Here is a 21,373-nt window from a genome sequence, read left to right as displayed (position 1 = left end):
CGCCGACCGTCCGGCCTGAAGGAGATCAGGCCGGAGGCACCCGTTCTGCGACACGTGAAAGATTACTTCTGGGCTTCGCTGTTGACGTAGATGCCGTCGAGGGCAGCCGATTCCAGGTTCCACTTGGCAAGGATCGTCTTGTATTCGCCGCTGGCCATCAGGGCCTTCATTGCGCCGATATAGGCGTCACGCAGCTCGGCATCCTTCTTGGAGAAACCGATTCCCTGGTAGATGGCGGTGAACGGCGCGCCGATCGAAACGTATGCACCCTTTTCGAGCGTCATCAGGTAGGGAACGGTTTCCGAACCCTGCACGGCTGCATCGACGCGACCCTGCTTCAGCTGTGTGCGGGCATCGGCCGAACCTTCAGTGCCGACGACCTTGACGGCCGGCAGGCCCTTGGCTTCGCAGTTGGCCGCGCTCCACTTTGCCGTTTCGTCCGGGAACGAGGTACGGCGGCTCATGCCGACATTCTTCCCGCAGAGATCGGTTTCGGACTTCAGTTCGTCCTTGCGGGCCGCCGTCGTATAGAACTGGGCGCCGGACTTCATGTAGTCGACGAAATCGAGAGCATCGCGGCGCTTCGGCAGATCGCTCATGCCCGAATGGATAATGTCGACGCGGCCGGTGGCAACCGACGGCACCATCTGTTCAAAGCCGATATCCGACCATTCGACAGTCACGCCGAGCTGCTTGGCAAGCGCCAGACCAAGATCGATATCAAGGCCCATCAGCGTGTTGGTGGCCGGGTCCTTGTATTCCATCGGCGGATAGTTCGGCGTGTTGGCGACGACGATCTTGCCGGCGGTCTTGATACGCTCCGGCAGGGCCTGAGCTGAAACCGAGCTGGCCGCCGCAACGGCTGCGAGGGCGACGATTGCGAATGTCTTGGTCATGAAATCCCCTGTTCTCTTGTTTTTGGTCGTCTGGTTGAACGTTGACGCGGTCAGTTATGGACCGCCCGGATGAATTCCGCGGTGCGCGCGCTTTTCGGTGACGACAACACTTCCGAAGCGGGGCCGGTTTCCACGACCTTGCCCGCTTCCATGAACGTGACGGTGTTGGCAACGTTGCGTGCAAACCCCATTTCGTGGGTGACGACGATCATGGTCATGCCGGACGCGGCCAGATCCTTCATCACGTCGAGCACTTCCGATACGAGCTCCGGATCGAGCGCCGACGTCGGCTCGTCGAACAGGATCAGATCGGGCTGCATGCCCATGGCACGGGCGATCGCGACGCGCTGCTGCTGGCCGCCGGAGAGTTCTGAAGGGTAATGGTTCGCCTTGTCGGACAGGCCGACGCGGGCGAGAAGCGCAAGCGCATCTTCGCGCGCCTTGGCGGCCGGCTGGCCTAGAACCTGGATCGGCCCTTCCATGACGTTTTCGACAGCCGTCAGATGCGGAAACAGGTTGAAACGCTGGAACACCATGCCGATGCGGCGACGCTGGCGGGAAATTTCCTTGTCCGCCAGTTCATGCAGGTTGTCGCCTTCGCGGCGATAGCCCATCAGCTCGTCATTGACCCAGATGGCACCTTCGTCCATCCGCTCCAGAAGGTTGATGCAGCGCAGGAACGTGCTCTTGCCGGAGCCGGAGGGTCCGACGATGCAGGCGACTTCGCCGCGCCGGACTTCCAGGCTCACCTTGTCGAGCGCCTTGAACGCATCAAAGCTCTTGGTGACGTCGATTGCCTTGACCAGAATATCTTTCGTCATGTCCAACCTCACATCGATGCTCTGATAGATTTCGATCCGCGGCCATAATAGCGCTCGATGCGCTGCTGGATGACGGACAGAACGGACACCACGACGAGATACCAGAAGCTTGCCACCAGCAGCAGTTCGAGAACGCGGGTGTTGGCGTAGTAGATGACCTGCGCATTGTGCAGGATTTCGGAAAACTGGATGACGCTGGCAAGCGAGGTGAGCTTGACCATGCCGATCACCTCATTGCCGACAGGCGGCACCATGACACGCATGGCCTGCGGCAGAACGATGCGGCGCAGCATCTTCATCTGCGTCATGCCGATCGTGCGGGCCGCTTCATACTGGCCACTATCAACCGACAGAAGGCCGCTTCGCACCACTTCCGACGTATAGGCGCCCTGCTGGATACCGAGACCGAGCATGGCGGCCACAAACGGCGTCATGATATCGACAGTGCGGAATTCGAACAGGCCGGGAATGCCGAGCGTCGGAAAGATCAGCGCCAGATTGAACCACAGCATCAGCTGCAGCAGTGCCGGCGCGCCGCGGAAGATCCACAGATAGCCGATCGCGATCCACGACAGAACCGGGTTGCCGGAGATGCGCATGATGGCGATGACGACGCCGAGCACGATGCCGATCGCCATGGCAGCAACCGTCATGACCAGCGTGTTGACGAGGCCCTGCAGAATGACGGGCGCAAACAGGAAGTCGCGCACATAGGACCATTCGATCTGGCCGACGCTGAAGGCGCGGATAAGCGCTGCCATCAGCAGAATGACGATGCCGGCGGCCACATTGCGGCCGATATGCCGCTTCGGCACCAGCTTCAGATGGGCGACCTCGTATTTTGCGCTGTCGTCTACAGCAACGGTCGTGGGTGCGCTCATCGTGTGCCAGCCTCCGCAGAGTTTGCGGCAACAGCCGTCTTTGCGCCGATCTCTTCCAGCGCGAACTGACGGCGGGCGTCGATTGCTACCTCGAACCGGCGGATCTGGTCGCGCACCGCAGCGGGTGCCGTGCAGCCGTAACCGGTGCGGCTGGCAAGCGCATGTTCGAGCGTTATCGCTTCGAGCAGGCCGGGGCCGAGGCGCGGATCGATCTTCGGCAGATCTTCGACGGTCAGCCCTTCAAGATCATGGCCGCGCTCTTCGCAGTAGCGCACCACAGCGCCGGTGATTTCGTGGGCTTCGGCAAAGGTGACGTTCTGGCTGACCAGCCAGTCGGCCACTTCCGTTGCGAGCGTAAAGCCGCGCGGCGCTTCTGCCCTGAGCTTCTCGACGTCGAACTCAAGCGTCGCGACCATGCCGGCAAAGGCGGGAAGGATGAGCTGCAGCGTATCGATCGTCTCGAACAGGACCTTCTTGTCCTCGGCAAGATCGCGGTTATAGGCGAGCGGCATTGCCTTCATCGTGGCAAGGAAGCCGGTGACATTGCCGATCAGCGTGCCGGACATGCCGCGCGTCAGCTCGGCGATATCAGGGTTCTTCTTCTGCGGCATGATCGAGGAGCCGGTGGAATAGCTGTCATGCAGGCGCACCCAGGAGAACTGCTTGGAGCTCCAGATGCAGATTTCCTCGGCCAGACGCGACAGGTTGACGCCGATCAGCGAGGCGATGAACAGGAATTCGGCGACGATATCGCGCGAGGCGACCGAGTCGATCGAGTTCTCGGCAGCTGCCGAATATCCGAGTTCGAGTGCCGAAAGGTCCGGCCGGTTGACGATGCCGGAACCGGCAAGTGCTGCCGCACCAAGCGGAGACCGGTCGAAGCGGCGGTCGAAATCGCCAAAGCGCTCCAGATCGCGCAGCAGCGACTGGGCATGTGCCATCAGGTGATGACCGAGAACGACGGGCTGCGCCGGCTGCAGATGGGTGAAACCGGGCATGACCGTTTCGACATGGCGTACCGCCTGCTCGCGGATCGCGTCCTCGACCTCGATCAGGCCGGCGGAGAGCTCGCGTGCCATGCGGCGCAGATAAAGACGGGTGTTGTTGGCGGTCTGGTCGTTGCGCGACCGACCGGCGCGCAGCTTGCCGCCGAGAGCGCCGAGACGGGCCATCAGCAACCGCTCGAGAAACGTATGCACATCCTCATCGCCGGCTACAGGCGTTTCGCGGCCTGCCGCGACATCGGCCTCGATCGTGTCGAGCGTCGAGCGGATGGCCGAAAACTCGGCCGCATCGAGCACGCCGGCGCGCTTCAGTTCGGACGCATGCGCCCGTGAGCCGGCGATGTCTTCGCGATAGAGACGGAAATAGGAGGCAGGTGCCCGTGAAAGATTGGCCAGAGCTTCGGAAGGGCCGGACTTGAAACGTCCACCCCAGAGCTGTGCGGATGCCGACATGAGCAAACCCTTCTGTTCAGATAATGGGCAGGGATCCCATGTGCACCACGAATGGGCAAGCGAACTTATTTCCTTGGCCCTATGACAAAAACGACTAGCGCGAAACGGCGCGCTGGCGATAATGGATCGAACGCATCCCGACAAAACAGCGAGACCCTGATGGAGCAACGTCGCAGGCGCCTGCCGTCCACCGCATCGCTTCAGGTTCTGCTGGCGGTGGCCGAACGCGGATCGACGAGTGCTGCCGCGGAAACGACGGCGCTCTCCCAGAGTGCTGTGAGCAAGCAGCTGCTGGCGCTGGAGGAATTGATCGGCAGCCCCGCCTTCCTGCGCACGCCGCGCGGCATGGTGGCAACCGAGGCCGGCCGCATCTATATCGACCACGCGCGCACGGCCCTGAAGGCCATGGAGGATGCGGCCCTGCTGGTCGCACGGCTGAAGCCCGGCCCGGGCGTGCTGCGCCTGCAGGTCCTGCCGATTTTCGGCGATCGCTGGCTGTTGCCGAAGTTTCATCTGTTTGCGGAACAGCATCCTGACATCGAGGTGCAGTTCACGACCTTCATCTCGCCATCGCAGTCTGAAGTCCCGGACGGCATTTTCGAGTTTGCGGCGACGCCACAACACCGAGACAACAGCACCTATCTCTTCGGTCAAGACGTGCTTCTGGTGAGCGCACCGAACTATTTCGCCAAGGCCGGAACGCCTTGTGACATCGACGACCTTGCCGAACACGTGATGCTCGAACATCCCCAGACGCCGTTTCACTGGCAACATTTTGTAGCTCATCACAACCGCGACGGGGCTACTGTTCGCCACATTACCCGCTTCGGCTATTACACGATGGTGATCCGCGCCGCACTTGCCGGCCAGGGCTTGGCACTGATCCCACGCGGCCTGATCCTCGACGAGATTGCTACCGGCAGGCTCATCAATCCGGCCGGCCTCGGTTACCGGAGCGATTTCGGCTACTGGTTCAGCACGCCCCATATCCATTCCAGCCCGTCCATGCTGACATTCAAGACATGGTTGACCGCGCAGCTGGGACCTGAACTGGATCGCCCGTAACCGCGACTGTCCACAGCCAGATCTGGCACACCTGCCCCATGCCCGCACGCTTCTGTCGCAAAAAAGGACGGCACGAACAGTCGCGTCCAGAAATGGGAACAGCTTGTTCAGCCCTCCAGCGGTTCGCGCTGTGCGGTGCAGCATCGACGCGGTAGCCTGAAACAGGGAGCTCTGACGAAACGGAGGAGAAGACCAAAGGTCAACGTTTTTCAAACAGGAGACACTTTGATGACCAAAACCGTTTTGAACGCCCTTGGCGAAACTTTGTATTACAGCGGCACATCCAAAGCCTGGATTTCGGCGACGGGTGCCGGCACCGCACTCTCAGGCACAGCGGCCAATGACTCCATGTACGGCGACAGCGCCGTCAACGTGACCATGAGCGGCGGCGCCGGCGACGATGTCTATTATCTCTATTCCAGCATCAACCGGGCCGCTGAAGCGGCAGGCCATGGCATCGACACGGTCGATACCTGGATGAGCTACACGCTGCCGACCAATATCGAAAACCTGCGCGTCACCGGTGACAACCGCTTCGCCTTCGGCAACGATCTCGACAACATCATCTCGGGCTCGTCCTCGCGCCAGACCTTCGATGGCGGTGCGGGGAACGACGTGCTGACCGGTGGCGGCGGCGCCGACACATTTATCGTCGCCAAGGGCAATGGCAGCGACCTGATCACCGATTTCAGTGCCGACGACAAGATCCGCCTCGATGGCTACAGCTTCACCTCCTTCGAACAGGTGGGCAACAGCCTGACCCAGGAAGGCGCCAATCTGCGGCTTGACCTCGGGGACGGCGACAGCCTCGTGTTTGCGGGCACGACAGCCGATGACCTGTCTGCGGACCAGTTTGCGCTCAGCCTCGACCGCTCGGTCCTGACGAAGACATTCGGCGACGAGTTCAACGCGCTTTCCCTGAATAACGGCACGAGCGGCACGTGGGACGCAAACTTCCACTGGGCGCCGGACCAGGGCAGTTCCCTGCCGACGAATGGCGAAAGCCAATGGTACGTGAACCCGCTTTATGCGCCGACCGCCGGCTACAGCCCGTTCTCGGTCTCAAACGGCGCGCTGACGATCACCGCCAAGAATACGCCGGATGCGATCTCGGACGCGGTCAACGGCTACGACTACGTGTCTGGAATGTTGAACACCCATTCGACATTCTCGCAGACCTACGGTTATTTTGAGATGCGCGCCGACATGCCGACCGATCAGGCGACATGGCCCGCCTTCTGGCTGCTGCCCGAGGATGGCTCATGGCCGCCGGAAATCGACGTGGTGGAAATGCGGGGACAGGACCCGAACACAATCCAGGTTTCCGCGCATTCCAACGAGACCGGCAAGCAGACCACGCAGACGTCGGCGATCAGCGTTCCCAGCACCGAAGGCTTCCACACCTACGGCATGCTGTGGACCGAAGAGGAAATCGTCTGGTATTTCGACGACGTGGCGATTGCCAGCGCCGAGACACCGTCAGACATGCATGACCCGATGTACCTTCTGGTCAATCTGGCCGTCGGCGGCGCGGCCGGCAAGCCGGGTGATCTGTCCGGCGGAGCCAAGATGGTCATCGACTATATCCATGCCTACGAGATCAACGACGATGCAGCGCCTACGTCGTCGATCTCAAGCGCATCGGACGACGGCCTCGTATAGGCCGTCTGCTGCTGCCGCATGATGGCGGCAGCGCTAAGCACCACATCGGCCACCTGCAGCAGCTGCTTGGCAAGCGGCGTCGAATTGCGCCAGATCATGCCGATGCTGCGGGCCGGTGGCGGCGACTGAAAACGCGAAATGGAGACCCGCGCGGAGCGGGTCTCGACCGGCACCGCCATTTCCGGAATGAGCGTGACGCCGATGCCGGCACCGACCATCTGCACCAGCGTCGACAGCGAGCTTCCCTCCATGATTTCCCGCGACAGGATCTCGCGCGGCCGGTTCGACCCGATGCCGCAGAAGGACAGCGCCTGATCGCGGAAACAATGCCCCTCTTCGAGAAGAAGAAGCCGCATTTCCTTCAGCGCGTCCGGCTCAGGCACCGGCTTCGCCCCATCCTCCTGGCTTCGCACCAGCACGAATTCCTCGTCGAACAGTTTCAGCTCCGTCAGTGACGGCTCGGAGACCGGCAGCGCGACGATCGCCACATCGAGCCCGCCTTGCATCACTTCCTGCACCAGTCTGGTCGTCTGCGTCTCGCGGATCTCGACCCGGATACCGTCGAATGCCCGGTTGAGCTCGTTGATGACGGACGGCAGCAGATAGGGTGCCACGGTCGGGATGACGCCGATGCGAAGCCGTGACAGAAACCGGTCCCGCGAGGCCCGCGACAGATCCGCGAGTTCGTCGGCGGCCCGCACGATGTCGCGCGCCCTGAGCGCAAAAAGCTCTCCGAACGCGGTCAGCCGAACGTCGCGCGTGCCCCGGTCGAACAGGGCGCGGCCGACCTGATCTTCGAGTTCCTTGATCTGCATCGACAATGCAGGCTGCGAGATGGCGCAGGCTTCCGCCGCCTTGCGGAAACTCGCGTCACGGGCCAAAGCTTCGAAATAGCGGAGCTGTTTGAGAGTGAAATTAGTCATAAGGCGAAATTATCGCAACGATCAGGAAATCCAACTTAAATTTATCGAAATGTTCCTGTAGGACTTGAGACAACGGGTTGCGACATACAATCCTCCCTTTTTCATGCACTACACGACAGGCAATCTAAGGAGAATGTCATGGACACGAAAACTGACACTGCGGGCAAGTGTCCCGTTGCACATGGCCAGAACCCCCAGGGCAATACGCCGCGCGGTCGCTCGAACCGCGACTGGTGGCCAAGCCAGCTGAACGTTCAGATCCTGCATACCCACACGGCACTGGCCAACCCGCTGGGCAAGTCGTTCGACTATGCGGAAGAATTCAAGACGCTCGATCTCGACGCCGTGAAGCAGGACCTTCACGCGCTGATGACCGATAGCAAGGACTGGTGGCCGGCCGATTTCGGCCATTACGGCGGCCTGTTCATCCGCATGGCCTGGCACAGCGCCGGCACCTATCGCATCACCGACGGCCGCGGCGGCGCCGGCATGGGCCAGCAGCGTTTCGCACCGCTCAACAGCTGGCCTGACAACGTCAACCTCGACAAGGCCCGCCGCCTTCTGTGGCCGATCAAGCAGAAATACGGCAACAAGATCTCCTGGGCCGACCTGATGATCCTGACCGGCAACGTTGCGCTGGAATCGATGGGCTTCAAGACCTTCGGTTTTGCCGGCGGCCGCGCCGACGTGTGGGAGCCGGAAGAACTCTATTGGGGTCCCGAAGGCAGCTGGCTGGGCGACGAGCGCTACAGCGGCGAGCGCGAGCTGGCCGAACCACTCGGCGCCGTGCAGATGGGCCTCATCTACGTCAACCCGGAAGGCCCGAACGGCAACCCGGACCCGCTGGCGTCTGCCCGCGACATCAGAAGCACCTTTGCCCGCATGGCGATGAACGACGAGGAAACCGTGGCGCTGGTCGCCGGCGGCCACACGTTCGGCAAGACCCATGGCGCCGGTGATCCGTCGCTGGTCGGAACCGACCCGGAAGGCGGCGAGCTGGAATCGCAGGGCCTCGGCTGGGCGAGCAAGCACGGCACCGGCATGGGCGCCGACACGATCGGCAGCGGCCTTGAAGTGACCTGGTCGCAGACACCGACCCAGTGGAGCAACTACTTCTTCGAGAACCTGTTCGGCTTTGAATGGGAACTGACGAAGAGCCCGGGTGGTGCCCACCAGTGGCAGGCAAAGAACGCCGACGCTTCGGTGCCGGACGCCCATATCCCGGGCCGCAAGCATGTGCCGACGATGCTGACGTCTGACCTGGCGCTGCGTTTCGACCCGATCTACGAGCCGATCTCGCGCCGCTTCCTCGAAAACCCGGCTGAATTTGCCGACGCGTTTGCCCGCGCCTGGTTCAAGCTGACCCACCGCGACATGGGCCCGAAGGTTCGCTACCTCGGTCCGGAAGTGCCAGCCGAAGACCTGATCTGGCAGGACGTCATTCCGCCGGTCGATCATCCGCTGATCGACGACAGCGACATCGCCAACCTCAAGGAAAAGGTTCTGGCAACGGGGCTTTCGGTTCAGGAACTGGTGTCCACCGCCTGGGCTTCGGCGTCCAGCTTCCGCGGTTCCGACAAGCGCGGCGGTGCCAACGGTGCCCGCATCCGTCTGAGCCCGCAGAAGGACTGGGAAGTCAACCAGCCGGAACAGCTTGCCAAGGTTCTTCGTCAGCTGGAAGACATCCAGAACGCCTTCAACACGGCCCATGCCGGTGCAAAGAAGGTCTCGCTTGCCGACCTGATCGTGCTGGCGGGTGCTGCCGGCGTTGAAAAGGCGGCGAAGGCTGCTGGTCACGATGTCGTCGTGCCCTTCTCGCCAGGCCGGATGGATGCCTCCGAGGCGCAGACCGACGCCCTGTCGTTTGCAGCACTCGAGCCCCGCATCGACGGTTTCCGCAACTACGTGAACGAAAAGCGCACGCAGTTCATGCAGGCGGAAGAAGCACTGGTCGACCGTGCCCAGCTTCTGACCCTGACGGCACCGGAAATGACCGTTCTGGTCGGCGGCCTTCGTGTTCTGAACGTCGGCACCCCTGAGCATGGCGTGTTCACGACTGCCAAGGAGACGCTGACGAACGACTTCTTCGTCAACCTCCTCGACATGGGCACCGTCTGGGCACCTGTTGCCGGCGAGCGGGGCGTCTATGAAGGTCGCGACCGCAGCACCAGCGCGCAGAAGTGGACTGCCACCCGCGCCGACCTGATCTTCGGCTCGCATTCGCAGCTGCGCGCGATTGCCGAAATCTATGCCCAGGCCGATGCCAAGACGAAGTTCGTCAAGGATTTCGTTGCCGCATGGGTGAAGGTGATGAACGCAGACCGTTTCGACCTGCGCGCCTAAAAACAAAACCGGCCGGACGCAACACCCGTTGCGCCCGGCCGATCTCTTTCAGGCTTCAGCGCTGGCTGAAGAAAGCCGACAGCGCGTCGATATCGTCATCCTGAAGATATTTCGCAGCATTCACCATCAGATGGCTCGACGACGTGCCGCCACGAACATCGCCTCGAAACAGATCGAGCTGCTGCTTCAGATAGGCGGCATTCTGCCCCGACAATTTCGGATATCCCGGGTTCGCACCATCCTTGTCATGACAGCTGAGACAGACGGGAATTTTGTCCGCTGACCGTCCCTTCTCGGCAAGCTCGCGGCCTCTTTCCACAAGCGCCTGGTCCTTCGGCTGCAGATCGCGTTTCGGACTTTGCTGACCGGCATAGTAGCGCGCCAGTTCCGGCAGGCTTTCTTCCGGGAGCGTCCCGACTGCGACACCCATGATACCGCTCGGCCGCCGGTTTTCGTGATAGGCCTTGAGGCTTTCCAGCAGATAGGTTTCCGACTGCCCCGCCAGCCTAGGGATTATGCTGCCATCGTTGAGCTTTGCCTCCGCATGGCAGCTTTCGCAGGTGATCGGCAGCGGCGACACTTCGCCGGCGGTTCCCATGCCGTGCAGCCCTGATGCGGCGATATAGGCCTTGCCGTCCATCTCGGGCAGTTTCCGCAGAAACGCTACCATCGCCCAGACTTCGTCGTCGCGGGTCTGCACCGGCCAGGCCGGCATGCCGGTAAAGCGAACGCCGTGCTTGACGATCTCGAACAGCTGCGCGTCGGTCCAGGTCGGCACGACTACTTTCAGATCCGGCGGAGGCGGCAGCATCGACAGCACGGCATCGGACCGGCCCTGCGCCGGCGACCCGTGACAGGTAGCGCATCCGCTTTCGAAATGGCCGGCAGCGGCCGGCACCAAAGCCGGATTGTCGAGCGGTGGCGGATCAACTGACATCGACGCGGTGCTGACCGAATTGCGCATCACCCAATGCAGGAACCAGTCGGTCGCTGCCCAGTGTCCCGACGAGGCGCGCACGCTGATCAGGCCCGACCAGGCGACGCCGAAGCCGAGGATCGGCGCAAGGATGGCAAGAATGATCAGATGCTTCCAGCGGATCGTCATCATGCGTTCCCCTCAAGCTCAGGAGCCGGATCATGCCTCAGCATGCCGGCGAGCAGCGCCACGCCGCCTGCAAGATAGACGATAGCACCGACCAGCAGCATCACCACACCGCCTGTCTGCTGATCGGCGAGTGCGGTGAGTGGTATACCGAAACAGCTCACCTCGCCCGCCCCGTATAGCGGCCGCGGCGAAAGCGACAGGAGCGCGCCGAGCAGCGTCATATGCATCGAGGTAAACAAGAGGCCGAACGTGCCGGCAAGTCGACGCGCCTCGCGTCCCGATGCCGCACCGCCGAGACAGGTGAGCCACAGGGTCAGCCCGGCGGTGAGAAACACCAATTGCTCGAGCGCGGCGAACGGCACCGAACCTTCCGAAAGTGACCGCATGGCCGGAATATGCCAACCCCAGACGGCAAACAGTTCGAGTACCGAGGCGAGCATCGGTGTGAGCCAGAGATGACCGGCCGTGAAATCGAAGCGGCTTCCGGAAATGCCAAACGCGATCAGCGGCGACGCGATGGCAACGACACCCATATGGGCGACCATATGCACCGAGAACGAGCCGCGATCGGAAAACGGCAGGATGCCTAACCAGAGCAGACCGAGGACCAGCGCCCCCGCGATCAGCGCAAGACGTTTCATGGCTGGCACTCCGCAATGAAGATCAGCGGAATGGCCGCATAGACGACCGACACGAAGCTCAGGCCCGACAGAAGCAGCGTTGCAAACCCTTGGAACAGCGTGCGCGACGAGCGCGTCGGTTCGTCATGCGGCGCGTCCTTGGCACCGAACCCCCACTGGCGCCAGGCGAGATAGGCCGAAAGCACGATCATCGCGAGGGCGGCGAGTGTCACGACGACAAGCACGATCCGGACCGTATCGAAGCTGAACGACGCCGGCAGACGCTTGGCGCAGAAAACCGCGACCGTCGCATAGCAGATGATGAAATGCAGCGCCCAAACCACTGGCGCCGTAAACAGGGTCCAGAGAGTTTCGACCTCGCGGGGGATAACGCTCTTCATGATGCCACCAGCGGAAAGAGACCGAGCACGCCAAATGTGACGACAGCGGTAAACGCCATGAAATGCCAGTAGAGCGTGACGTTGCGGATATCCTGATCGTATTCGCCGGTCATGTTGCCCGTGAGGCTGCGGGCAAGGCAGTAGAGCTGCATCACGACGCCGACCACGCCGTGGATGACGGTCCAGAGGGCAATCACCCAGACGGTGGCCGGATAGACGTTGGAAGTCGGGTCCATGCCGGTAAGATATGGACCGGCGAGACCGGCAAGCGAGGCGGCGATGGTAACGGCTGCGGCTGCAACGAGGGCAAAGCGGCAACCCGTTGGGCCCTTCTCGTTCAGCTGCCGGGCCAGCATCGTCAGGCCCCAGGCCGCTAGATAAAGCAGTAGTGCCACCATCGGCCAGAACACGCCGGGCCCGGCACTGACGCCGGTATAATCGTCATGCACCGTCCAGTAGAAGAAATAGCCGAAGATCAGGCTGGCAAAGGCGGTACCGTCACCGACCATAGTGATGAACATCGCCCACCATCCGACGGACGCGGGGCCTGAAACATAGACCGGCAGGCTGAGGCCCAGCCCGACATCGGTTTCAGCCGCCTCCGGAATCTGTGCCGTGCCCGTCCACAGCCAGTAGATGATTGCGATAAAGGTGATGATGGCGCAGATGATGGTGGGGATCCACCAGTGGAAGGTGAGCGCGATGAACACGCCGCCGAGCGCCAGCGCGGCGATGATGGTGACATAGGACACGCCGCCGACGCGCAGACACTGGATCGGCTTTGCATCCAGCACCGACGTAACCAGCGTCTCACGCCGGCCGGATTTTGCGTCCGGCAGATAGAACCGGCCGGCCTCGATGTCAGCCTGCAGGTTGGGCTGATCCCACAGCGGGTAGCGGCTGGTGATGATTGGGACGGAGCGCATGCCCCAGCTCTCATCCGGATCGTTGGTCCATTCCAGCGTGCCGGAATTCCACGGGTTGAGATTGCGCTCTGCCGGCTTGGGTTTCGGGCGGAAGATGTCGATCACGAAGGTGGCGACACCGGCTGCAAAGATGAAGGCGCCGATGGTCGAGACGAGGTTGAAAATATCCCAGCCGAATTCTTCCGGGTAGGTGAAGACGCGCCGCGGCATGCCCCGCAGCCCGGAAAAATGCATCGGGAAGAACGCGGTGTTGAAGCCTGTAAACATCAGCCAGAACGACACCTTGCCCCAGCTATCCGACAGCTTTTTGCCGGTCACGAAAGGGAAGTAATAGTAGATGCCGGCGACGATCGGGAAGAACATGCCGCCGATCAGCACGTAATGCAGGTGCGCCACGATGAAATAGGTGTCATGCGCCTGCCAGTCGAACGGAACGAGCGCCACCATGACGCCGGTCAGCCCGCCGATTACGAAGATGATGAGCCCGCCTGCGCCAAACAGCATCGGCACGGAAAAGATCACCCGGCCCGCAAGCATGGTGGCGATGAACACGAAGATCTGCACCCCGGTCGGGATCGCCACCGCTTCCGATGCCGCCGAGAAGAAGGCGAGCGAAATCTGCGGCAGGCCGGTCGCGAACATGTGGTGGACCCACAGCCCGAAACTCAGGAAACCCGTGCCGACCGCCGCCAGCACGATCCAGGAATAGCCGACGATCGGACGCTGCGAAAACGTCGGCACGATCATCGCCATCAACGCGATGGCCGGCAGGAAGACGATGTAGACTTCCGGATGCCCGAAGATCCAGAACAGGTGCTGCCAGAGCAAGGGATCGCCGCCGCGCGATGGATCGAAGAACGGCCAGTTGAACATCCGCTCCATCTCGAACAGGATGTCGCCGGCAATCAGCGGCGGGAAGGCAAACAGGATCATGCCCGCGACGATCAGGAGATACCAGGCAAACATCGGCATCATGTTGATGCGCATGCCGGGCGCGCGGCATTTCATGATGCCGACGATGATCTCGACAGCCGCGGCAATCGATGCGACCTCGATGAAGGAGAGGCCAAGCAGCCAGATGTCGGCGCCGATGCCTGCATATTCCTTGTCGGTGGCAAGCGGCGGATACATGAACCAGCCGGCATTCGGCGCCGCGTTGAAGAAGATAGAGCCGCAGACGAAGATGCCGCCGAGCAGAAAGCTCCAGTAGCCGAAGGCCGATAGCCGCGGAAACGGCAGTTCGCGCGCGCCAAGCATGGACGGCAGAAGAAAGATCGCGATCGCCTCGAAGATCGGCACCGCGAACAGGAACATCATGACCGTGCCATGCAGGGTGAAGACCTGGTTGAACAGCTCGGCCGACATGAAATCGTTGTTGGGAACGACCAGCTGCAGCCGGATCAGCAGCCCGAGAACGCCGGCAAACAGCATGAAGACGAATGCCGTGACGCCATACCAAAGCCCGATCTCGCTGTTGTTGACCGAGGTCCAGTAGCGCCAGCCCTTTGGCGTTTCCCAGGTATCGCGCAGCCTCTTTTCCTGGGCGGCGCGCTCCTCGGGCGAGAAATTTCCGAGTTCAACGCTCATCGAAGCCCCTTCAGATACTGTGCAATGCGATCGGTTTCGGCTTCAGGCAACATGTTGTAATGCGGCATCCGCACGCCGGGCTTGATGCCGGCGGGATCGCGCAGGAAGCGGGCGATATCGGCGGTCGAATTGCCAAGCGTTCCGGCCCCGACCGAACCGCGTTCGCCGAATGCAGTCAGATCCGGGCCGATGACGCCGCGCGCCTCGGTGCCGGAAATCGCATGGCAGGCGGAACAGCCGTGTTTCAGAAACAGCGCCAGTCCCTCGGCATCGCCGCCACCGGAAGCGCTGCGGCGGGAGGCGAGCCAGGCGTCATAGGCCGGCTTTTCCATCACCTCCACGGTAAAGCCCATCAGCGCATGCGAGGTGCCGCAGAATTCGGCGCAGACACCGCGATAGGAGCCGGGCTTGTCACCCTCCAGCGTCAGCACGTTGCGACGACCAGGGATCATGTCCATCTTGCCGCCGAGCACCGGGATCCAGAACGAATGGATGACATCGGGTGAGGTCAGCTGAAACGCGACCCGCTCGCCGACCGGCATGCGGATCTCATTGGCGGTCTCGAAGGCGACCGATCCATCCGGATTGAGATAACGGACGCGCCACCAGTACTGCTCGCCGGTGACATCGATCTGCCGCAGCCCCTCACCGCCGCCTGAGAAAAACGGACGGACATTGGGCATCAGCCACATGGCGTAGGATAAAAGCGCGCCGAGAATGATGCAGGGCATTACGGCGCCGCCCCAGAGGATCAACCGCCCCGCCCCCGCTTCGGAATGGGCGTTCTTCTTGCGCGCCGCATAAAACAGAACCGCCACGACGCCGACCCAGATCACGACGCCGCCGATCAGCATTGCGAAGAACAGTGTCGCGACACCCGCGGCTTCCCGTCCCGCAGGATCAAGCACCGACTGCACGCCGGAGCAGGAAACCATCAGCGGACAGAGGAGAATTAGGGAGAGGATCGCTTTCGCCGCAGGCAGAAGGGCGCGGACGATGACATCGTCGAAATAGGTTTGAGATCGGGTTGGCCGGCTGTCGCCGGTCACGCGGTCATCGTTCATTCTGCTCTTCACCCCCGGCTCGAACAGGCGCAATGCACGACTTCGAATTTTGTTCCCAGCCCAAACGAAAATTTTTTGCCCTGTGGAAACGATAAGCGTTAAGGGCCGCGTCGCATCGAACTTCATGACAACCGCTCGCGAAAAGGAACTATCGCCCTCTGGCTCCGTTACGTCAGCTTCGTTGACGATCCCGCCGTCAAGCAAGGGAGCAGGCCGATATGAGTGCACCACGTGCCAACTGGAAAGGTCATATCAAGTTCGGCGAGGTGAGTTGCCCCGTCGCGCTCTATACGGCGGTTTCATCGTCGGACCGGATCAGCTTCAACATCCTCAATCGCAAGACCGGAAATCGCGTGCGCCGCGAGTTTGTGGACAGCGAGACAGGTGACCCCGTCGAGCACGACGACCAGGTGAAGGGCTACGAGACCGGCAGCGGCAAATACGTGGTGCTGGAACCCGAGGAAATCGCCGCCGCTATCCCCGAGAGCGACAAGACACTCGATATCGACGCGTTCATTCCATGCTCGGAAATCGACGACATCTATTTCGACAAGCCCTATTATCTCGCGCCCCAAAAGCTCGGCGAGGAAGCCTTTGCGCTTCTGCGCGACGGCATGAAGGAGGCGGGCGTCGCAGCGATCGCCAGCACCGTGCTTTTCCGGCGGCTGCGCACCGTGCTGATCCGTCCCCACGGCGACGGGCTGATCGGCACCACGCTCAATTTCGATTACGAGGTCCGCTCGACGGACAAGGCCTTCGAAGACGTGACAGAGGTCAAGATCGACAAGGAGATGCTCGAACTCGCCTCCCATATCATCGGCACCAAGAAGGGTAGCTACGACCCGACCAAGTTCGACGACCGGTATGAAGAAGCGCTGGCCGAACTGGTGAAGGCGAAGCTCGAGGGCAAGAAGATCCCGAAGCGGAAGGCCCCGACAGCCTCCAAGCCATCCGATCTTCTGCAGGCCCTGCGTGAAAGCGCTGGCATGGGCGGCAAGTCCGGATCAACGGACAAGCCGAAGGCAAAGACCAAGGCGCCCGCCAAGCCGAAATCCGCCAACACCAACAAGACGCCACGCAAGACTGCCAAATCCGCACCATCATCCTCGACAAGCACGCGCCGCAAGGCCGGTTAAGGGAAACGACAGCCATGGCGATACGTCCCTACTGGAAAGGCTATCTGAAGCTTTCGCTCGTCACCTGCTCCGTCGAGATGACACCGGCGACCTCGGAAAGCGAGAAGGTGCGCTTCCACACGCTTAACCGCGAAACCGGCAACCGGGTGCAGAGCCACTACGTGGATTCGGTGACCGGCAAGCCCGTGCGCGATGACGATGAAGTCAAAGGCTATCAGCGAGGCGAAGACGACTACGTGATGCTAGAAGACGAGGAGCTCGACAATGTCGCGCTCGAAAGCACCAAGACGATCGATATCTCGACCTTCACGCCGCGTTCCGACATCGACTGGATCTGGCTCGATACACCGTATTACCTGACCCCCAACGAGAAGGTCAGCGAAGAGGCATTCTCGGTGATCCGTGCCGCGATGGACAGCCAGGAGATGGTCGGCATTTCGCGACTGGTGCTCGGCCGGCGCGAACGGGCCGTGATGATCGAGCCCCGCGGCAAGGGCATCGTTCTCTGGACGCTGCGCTTCGGCGACGAGGTGCGCGAAGCCAAGGACTATTTTGACGGACTGGACAAGGCCGAGCCCGAGAAAGAGACACTGCCGCTGATCCGCAAGCTGATCAAACAGCAGACCCGCCCCTGGGACGCGAAATTCGTGACCGATCCGGTGCAGGACAATCTGCTCGACATCATCAAGTCGAAAAAGAAACAGCGCCGGCCGACAGCAAAGAAAGCCGAACAGGAAGACTCGGAGAAGCCCAGCAACGTCATCGACATCATGGATGCGCTGAAACGCTCGCTGGCGGCCGACAAGCGGAAAAGCAAGTAGGCTAACGGCTTTTGGGGAACGGTGGCCTCAGGCTGCTGACAACCACTGAAGAAGCTACTGCTCAGGATGCAGGCGATACCTCGGTCGCGCAGGCCTTGAAAGTCCCCCAGCCGCGCGTTGCTTGACGAGAGCGACGCCCCACTTCCCTCATCCTCACCCTTGTGGCGGGGATCCAGCTACACGACGCCTGTCGGGTCGAAGGCTCTTGTCAGCTCAAGGACTTGAGCTGACTGGATCCACGCCACAAGGGCGAGGATGAGGGGCGTTTGGGACTAGGCTCACTTTTCCAATTGACTGTAGAGTTGTTCAATAACAGCATTGTCAGCTGCGTGAGTAGGCCGAACGCCGGCCTACTGTCCTCACCACTCAGCCTCGAGCCTCAACCTTCTTCAATCGCTTGATCGCCTCTGCAAGCGGCCGCTCGGCGTCGCAATAGTCTTTCCACGCTTCGCTTTTCGCAATCAGCGCCGGCACCGTATGAATGGTGAAGCGTTGCGGGTCGAGGTCGGCTTTGACCTGGGTCCAGGTGAGCGGCATGGACACCGTCGCACCCTCGCGCGCACGCGGCGAAAGCGGCGCGACGGCCGTCGCCATGCGGTCGTTGCGGAGGTAGTCGATGAAGATGCGGCCTTCACGCAGCTTCTTCGACATCTTGGTGAGGTAGAGGTCGGGATCGTCCTGCGCCATCAGGTTCGAAACCCGGTGCGCAAAATCCTTCGCTTCATCCCAAGTCAGTTCCTTGCGGCCGCCCGTCTTCAGCGGCACGACCACATGCAAGCCCTTGCCGCCTGTCGTCTTGCAAAAGCTCATCAGCCCCAGTTCGTCGAGCCGATCGCGGATTTCCCGCGCGGCTTCGACCACCCTTGGGAAGGCGACATCGGGAGCCGGGTCGAGGTCGAAAACAAGCCGGCCCGGAACCTCGGGCTTGTTCGGCTGGCAGTTCCACGGGTGCAGCTCAAGCGATCCGACCTGCGCCAGCGCCGCCAGTCCCTCGATGCGATCGACCTGCAGATAGGCCTTCTTGTCGCCATGGACCTTGACCAGCTCCAGGAGGTTCGACGTGCCCTGCATGGCATGTCGCTGGAAGAACTGCTCGCCGCCGATCCCGTCTGGCGCGCGGATGACCGAGCAGGGCCGACCCTTGATGTGCTCTATCATCCAGCCCGCGACCGATTCGTAGTAACGGCCGAGATCCTCCTTGGTAACAGGCGTATCGCCGTTCTGCGCATCGCTTGGCCAGAGCGGCTTGTCGGGATTGGAGAGCATCACGCCCATCACTTCCGCCTTGCCGCCCCTGCCGCGCGGCACCTTCGTCGTCTTTGCAGCGCTGGCGGTCTTTTCCGCCTTTGGCTGCGGCGTCTCCTGATCCGGTGAAGCCGGCTTTTCCGCCTCAACTTCATCAGCCGGCTTGTCTTCGCGCAGGCCCTTGAATGCCGCCTGGCGCACCTGACCATCATTGGTCCAGCCCGCGAACTGGATCTCGGCAACCAGCTCCGGTTTCACCCAATGCATGTCCTTGGTCTTCTTCGGCGCTCCGATACCGGTAAACGGACTTTTCTCGGCTGAAAGTGGTTCGAGCTTGGACATCAGATCCGCAGCCCTGCCCGCACCAAAACCGGTTCCGACGCGTCCGACATAGACGAAATGGTTGTCGCGATAGACCCCGGCGAGAAGCGAGCGGAACTTGCCTTCGGTTGTCGCATAGCCGCCGATCACCACTTCGTGGCCGGCCCGGCACTTGGCCTTGACCCAGGTGTCGCTTCGCCCCGACCGGTACGGCGCGTCCGCCTGTTTCGAGACGATGCCTTCGAGCGAGAGACGGCAGGCGGAACGCAGAACCGCATCGCCACCGGTTTCGAAATGGTCGACATAGCGGATCCGGGCGCCCGCTTCCGCCTCGGCAATCAACTGCGAAAGTCTCGATTTGCGCTCATCGAGCGGCATGTCGCGCAGGTCTTGGCCCTCGTGGAAGAGGAGATCGAAGGCGAAATAGACGAGGTCGTCTGTCTTGTCCTCGGAAAGTGCTGCCTGCAGCGCGGCGAAATCTGGCGCACCGTCATGATCGAGCGCGCAGATCTCCCCGTCGATGACCGTATCTGGCAGGACCGCAGCATCTTCGGCGATCTGCGAAAACCGCTCCGTCCAGTCGAGCCCCTTGCGGGTTCTCAAGATGATCTTGCCATCCTGCACGCGCATCTGAACCCGATATCCATCGAACTTGATCTCATGCAGCCAGCCTTCTGCCGATGGTGGACGGTCGCGGATCTGGCAGAGCTGCGGTGCGATGAAATCCGGCATCTTTACCGAAGCAGGCTTGGCCTTATCTGCACTCTTACCCTTATCTGCGCCCTTGTCCTTGGCCTTGCCGCGCCGTTCTTCAGCCGCCAGTCCTTCGCTGCTGTCCCACACCGCATCCGCATCGACCGCGCTGCTGGTCAGCATGAAAGGCTTCGGCTTGCGCCCCTTGCCCGCAGCAATGGTCGCCATGTCGCGACCGGAAGCGACCGAGGTTTCGGTCTCCTTCAGGATGGCATCGCCGTCCTTGTCGACCGAGTGATCGTCGTGATGCTTGATCAGCAGCCAGTTGGTGCGCTTGCCGCCATCGCGGTCCTTTTTCATGCGCACCAGCACGAAACCGCCCTGCAGCCTTTCGCCATCCAGAATGAACTTGAAATCGCCCTTGGCGAGCGCCTTCTCGAGTGAAAGCGCGCCGTCGACTTCCCAATATCCCCGATCCCAGAGCATGACAGTACCGCCGCCATACTCGCCTTTCGGAATGGTGCCTTCGAAGTCGCCATAGTCGAGCGGATGGTCCTCGACCTCGACGGCAAGGCGCTTGTCCTGAGGATCGAGGGAGGGACCGCGGGTGACCGCCCAGGACTTGAACACGCCATCCATTTCCAGCCGCAGATCGTAATGCAACCGCGTCGCATCGTGCTTCTGAATGACGAAGCGGCCGCGCTTGGACGGCCGCACTTCAGCGGCGCCGCTCGGCTCCTTGGTCTTCTTGAAATCACGCTTGCTGCGGTAGGTTGAAAGAGTATCGGACATGGAACGCTCCCGGCACGGCTAGGGAGTCCGAATGTCCCACCGGCGCAATAGTTCCACAACGCACGGTGGATGGATCGAAGGCGCTCGTCTTGCTGCCTAACTCTCTTTTCGATACAAACACACTCAAGGTTCGAGCCCAAGGAAAACGCCACCATGAGCATCCAGCAGAAGCCGGTCTTCACGGCCGACGACGTGGCGCGGGCAGAGAGCTACAAGGCCCGCGATTATCCTGACAATGTCGATCCCAAGGTGGAAGACCTCGTCCGCCAGATGATCTCGGGCTTCGCCGACAAGTGGACGGTGGTCATCCTCGATACGCTGTGGGACGAAGGTGTTTTAAGGTTTTCCGACCTCGCCCGCCGCGTTACCGGCATCAGCCAGAAAATGCTGACCCAGACGCTCCGGCGCATGGAACGCGACGGTCTGGTCATCCGCAAGACCTATGCCTGCGTGCCGCCCAAGGTGGAATACAGCCTTTCGCCGCTCGGCCTCACACTGGGGGCAGCCTTTTGCAATGTGTGGATCTGGGCAGTCGAGAACCACGATGCGGTGGCAAAGGCGAGGACAGCATTCGACGACGAAGAATGAAGGCGCCGACGATACCGGCGCCTCCA

General features: G+C 61.6%; 17 protein-coding genes. 6 read left to right on the top strand and 11 right to left on the bottom strand.

Annotated elements, in window-relative coordinates; translation table 11 throughout:
• Positions 1–62 precede the first annotated feature (62 nt).
• From IFT59_RS01425 to argH, 4 genes are read right to left on the bottom strand one after another with little or no spacing between them, the layout of a single operon-like run.
• Complete coding sequence (locus IFT59_RS01425) at positions 63–896, bottom strand: ABC transporter substrate-binding protein (RefSeq protein ID WP_192085819.1); 834 nt, start codon at positions 894–896, stop codon at positions 63–65.
• A gap of 50 nt (positions 897–946) precedes the next feature.
• The gene (locus IFT59_RS01420; protein WP_192085818.1) at positions 947–1,717 is read right to left on the bottom strand and encodes an amino acid ABC transporter ATP-binding protein; all 771 of its coding nucleotides are present in this window, start codon (positions 1,715–1,717) and stop codon (positions 947–949) included.
• Between the two features lie 8 nt (positions 1,718–1,725).
• Positions 1,726–2,598 (bottom strand): amino acid ABC transporter permease, encoded by an 873-nt coding sequence (locus IFT59_RS01415; protein WP_092659444.1) that lies wholly within the window; start codon positions 2,596–2,598, stop codon positions 1,726–1,728.
• Positions 2,595–4,055, bottom strand: coding sequence for an argininosuccinate lyase (gene argH / locus IFT59_RS01410; RefSeq protein WP_192085816.1), 1,461 nt, complete (start codon positions 4,053–4,055; stop codon positions 2,595–2,597). The genes IFT59_RS01415 and argH overlap by 4 nt, the downstream gene beginning before the upstream one ends.
• Before the next feature lie 159 nt (positions 4,056–4,214).
• On the opposite strand from argH, the gene IFT59_RS01405 reads away from it, so the two are divergent.
• Both IFT59_RS01405 and IFT59_RS01400 read left to right on the top strand, forming a co-directional pair.
• Positions 4,215–5,120 (top strand): LysR substrate-binding domain-containing protein, encoded by a 906-nt coding sequence (locus tag IFT59_RS01405; RefSeq protein WP_062461655.1) that lies wholly within the window; start codon positions 4,215–4,217, stop codon positions 5,118–5,120.
• A gap of 228 nt (positions 5,121–5,348) precedes the next feature.
• Positions 5,349–6,782, top strand: a complete 1,434-nt coding sequence (locus IFT59_RS01400; RefSeq protein ID WP_192085815.1) for a family 16 glycosylhydrolase — start codon at positions 5,349–5,351, stop codon at positions 6,780–6,782.
• On the opposite strand, the gene IFT59_RS01395 is transcribed toward IFT59_RS01400, so the two are convergent.
• Positions 6,713–7,705 (bottom strand): hydrogen peroxide-inducible genes activator, encoded by a 993-nt coding sequence (locus tag IFT59_RS01395; RefSeq protein WP_192085814.1) that lies wholly within the window; start codon positions 7,703–7,705, stop codon positions 6,713–6,715. The two genes, IFT59_RS01400 and IFT59_RS01395, sit on opposite strands and share 70 nt — an antisense overlap.
• Positions 7,706–7,843: 138 nt before the next feature.
• Between IFT59_RS01395 and katG the strand changes: the two genes are divergently transcribed.
• A complete protein-coding gene (katG, locus tag IFT59_RS01390) occupies positions 7,844–10,048 on the top strand; it encodes a catalase/peroxidase HPI (RefSeq protein ID WP_192085813.1) in 2,205 nt (734 codons plus the stop codon).
• Positions 10,049–10,103: 55 nt separating this feature from the next.
• On the opposite strand, the gene IFT59_RS01385 is transcribed toward katG, so the two are convergent.
• The 5 genes from IFT59_RS01385 to coxB are packed head-to-tail and all read right to left on the bottom strand — an operon-like array spanning position 10,104 to position 15,751.
• Complete coding sequence (locus tag IFT59_RS01385) at positions 10,104–11,156, bottom strand: c-type cytochrome (RefSeq protein WP_249407451.1); 1,053 nt, start codon at positions 11,154–11,156, stop codon at positions 10,104–10,106.
• Positions 11,153–11,794, bottom strand: a complete 642-nt coding sequence (locus IFT59_RS01380; RefSeq protein WP_192085811.1) for a cytochrome c oxidase assembly protein — start codon at positions 11,792–11,794, stop codon at positions 11,153–11,155. The genes IFT59_RS01385 and IFT59_RS01380 overlap by 4 nt, the downstream gene beginning before the upstream one ends.
• Entirely contained in the window at positions 11,791–12,174 is a 384-nt protein-coding gene (locus IFT59_RS01375; RefSeq protein WP_062461668.1) for a hypothetical protein, read from the bottom strand. Before IFT59_RS01375 ends, IFT59_RS01380 begins: the two co-directional genes overlap by 4 nt.
• Positions 12,171–14,687 (bottom strand): cytochrome c oxidase subunit I, encoded by a 2,517-nt coding sequence (ctaD, locus tag IFT59_RS01370; protein ID WP_192085809.1) that lies wholly within the window; start codon positions 14,685–14,687, stop codon positions 12,171–12,173. Before ctaD ends, IFT59_RS01375 begins: the two co-directional genes overlap by 4 nt.
• Positions 14,684–15,751 (bottom strand): cytochrome c oxidase subunit II, encoded by a 1,068-nt coding sequence (gene coxB, locus IFT59_RS01365; protein WP_192085807.1) that lies wholly within the window; start codon positions 15,749–15,751, stop codon positions 14,684–14,686. The genes ctaD and coxB overlap by 4 nt, the downstream gene beginning before the upstream one ends.
• Before the next feature lie 218 nt (positions 15,752–15,969).
• On the opposite strand from coxB, the gene ku (IFT59_RS01360) reads away from it, so the two are divergent.
• Both ku (IFT59_RS01360) and ku (IFT59_RS01355) read left to right on the top strand, forming a co-directional pair.
• On the top strand, positions 15,970–16,887 hold the full coding sequence (gene ku, locus IFT59_RS01360) for a non-homologous end joining protein Ku (protein ID WP_092659426.1): 918 nt from the start codon (positions 15,970–15,972) through the stop codon (positions 16,885–16,887).
• A gap of 14 nt (positions 16,888–16,901) precedes the next feature.
• Positions 16,902–17,708: a non-homologous end joining protein Ku gene (ku, locus tag IFT59_RS01355; protein ID WP_192085805.1), complete on the top strand. Its 807-nt coding sequence runs from the start codon at positions 16,902–16,904 to the stop codon at positions 17,706–17,708.
• A 366-nt stretch (positions 17,709–18,074) separates the two neighbouring features.
• Here the strand turns inward: ku (IFT59_RS01355) and ligD are convergent, their stop codons facing one another.
• Entirely contained in the window at positions 18,075–20,759 is a 2,685-nt protein-coding gene (gene ligD, locus IFT59_RS01350) for a DNA ligase D (protein ID WP_192085799.1), read from the bottom strand.
• A gap of 153 nt (positions 20,760–20,912) precedes the next feature.
• Here ligD and IFT59_RS01345 point away from each other — a divergent pair, with 153 nt between their 5' ends.
• Entirely contained in the window at positions 20,913–21,347 is a 435-nt protein-coding gene (locus tag IFT59_RS01345) for a winged helix-turn-helix transcriptional regulator (RefSeq protein ID WP_192085797.1), read from the top strand.
• Positions 21,348–21,373: the final 26 nt, after the last annotated feature.

The sequence above is a fragment of the Rhizobium sp. CFBP 8752 genome (assembly GCF_014842035.1).
In the GTDB taxonomy this organism is placed as follows: domain Bacteria; phylum Pseudomonadota; class Alphaproteobacteria; order Rhizobiales; family Rhizobiaceae; genus Neorhizobium; species Neorhizobium soli.
The sequence above is the reverse complement of the archived record's forward strand: the minus strand, read 5'-3'. Positions and strand labels throughout refer to the sequence as shown.

Excerpts from the sequence above, each read along its gene's own strand:
- IFT59_RS01425 (WP_192085819.1), bottom strand. The coding sequence starts at position 896 with ATGACCAAGACATTCGCAATCGTCGCCCTCGCAGCCGTTGCGGCGGCC.
- IFT59_RS01420 (WP_192085818.1), bottom strand. The coding sequence starts at position 1,717 with ATGACGAAAGATATTCTGGTCAAGGCAATCGACGTCACCAAGAGCTTT.
- IFT59_RS01415 (WP_092659444.1), bottom strand. The coding sequence starts at position 2,598 with ATGAGCGCACCCACGACCGTTGCTGTAGACGACAGCGCAAAATACGAG.
- argH (WP_192085816.1), bottom strand. The coding sequence starts at position 4,055 with ATGTCGGCATCCGCACAGCTCTGGGGTGGACGTTTCAAGTCCGGCCCT.
- IFT59_RS01405 (WP_062461655.1), top strand. The coding sequence starts at position 4,215 with ATGGAGCAACGTCGCAGGCGCCTGCCGTCCACCGCATCGCTTCAGGTT.
- IFT59_RS01400 (WP_192085815.1), top strand. The coding sequence starts at position 5,349 with ATGACCAAAACCGTTTTGAACGCCCTTGGCGAAACTTTGTATTACAGC.
- IFT59_RS01395 (WP_192085814.1), bottom strand. The coding sequence starts at position 7,705 with ATGACTAATTTCACTCTCAAACAGCTCCGCTATTTCGAAGCTTTGGCC.
- katG (WP_192085813.1), top strand. The coding sequence starts at position 7,844 with ATGGACACGAAAACTGACACTGCGGGCAAGTGTCCCGTTGCACATGGC.
- IFT59_RS01385 (WP_249407451.1), bottom strand. The coding sequence starts at position 11,156 with ATGATGACGATCCGCTGGAAGCATCTGATCATTCTTGCCATCCTTGCG.
- IFT59_RS01380 (WP_192085811.1), bottom strand. The coding sequence starts at position 11,794 with ATGAAACGTCTTGCGCTGATCGCGGGGGCGCTGGTCCTCGGTCTGCTC.
- IFT59_RS01375 (WP_062461668.1), bottom strand. The coding sequence starts at position 12,174 with ATGAAGAGCGTTATCCCCCGCGAGGTCGAAACTCTCTGGACCCTGTTT.
- ctaD (WP_192085809.1), bottom strand. The coding sequence starts at position 14,687 with ATGAGCGTTGAACTCGGAAATTTCTCGCCCGAGGAGCGCGCCGCCCAG.
- coxB (WP_192085807.1), bottom strand. The coding sequence starts at position 15,751 with ATGAACGATGACCGCGTGACCGGCGACAGCCGGCCAACCCGATCTCAA.
- ku (WP_092659426.1), top strand. The coding sequence starts at position 15,970 with ATGAGTGCACCACGTGCCAACTGGAAAGGTCATATCAAGTTCGGCGAG.
- ku (WP_192085805.1), top strand. The coding sequence starts at position 16,902 with ATGGCGATACGTCCCTACTGGAAAGGCTATCTGAAGCTTTCGCTCGTC.
- ligD (WP_192085799.1), bottom strand. The coding sequence starts at position 20,759 with ATGTCCGATACTCTTTCAACCTACCGCAGCAAGCGTGATTTCAAGAAG.
- IFT59_RS01345 (WP_192085797.1), top strand. The coding sequence starts at position 20,913 with ATGAGCATCCAGCAGAAGCCGGTCTTCACGGCCGACGACGTGGCGCGG.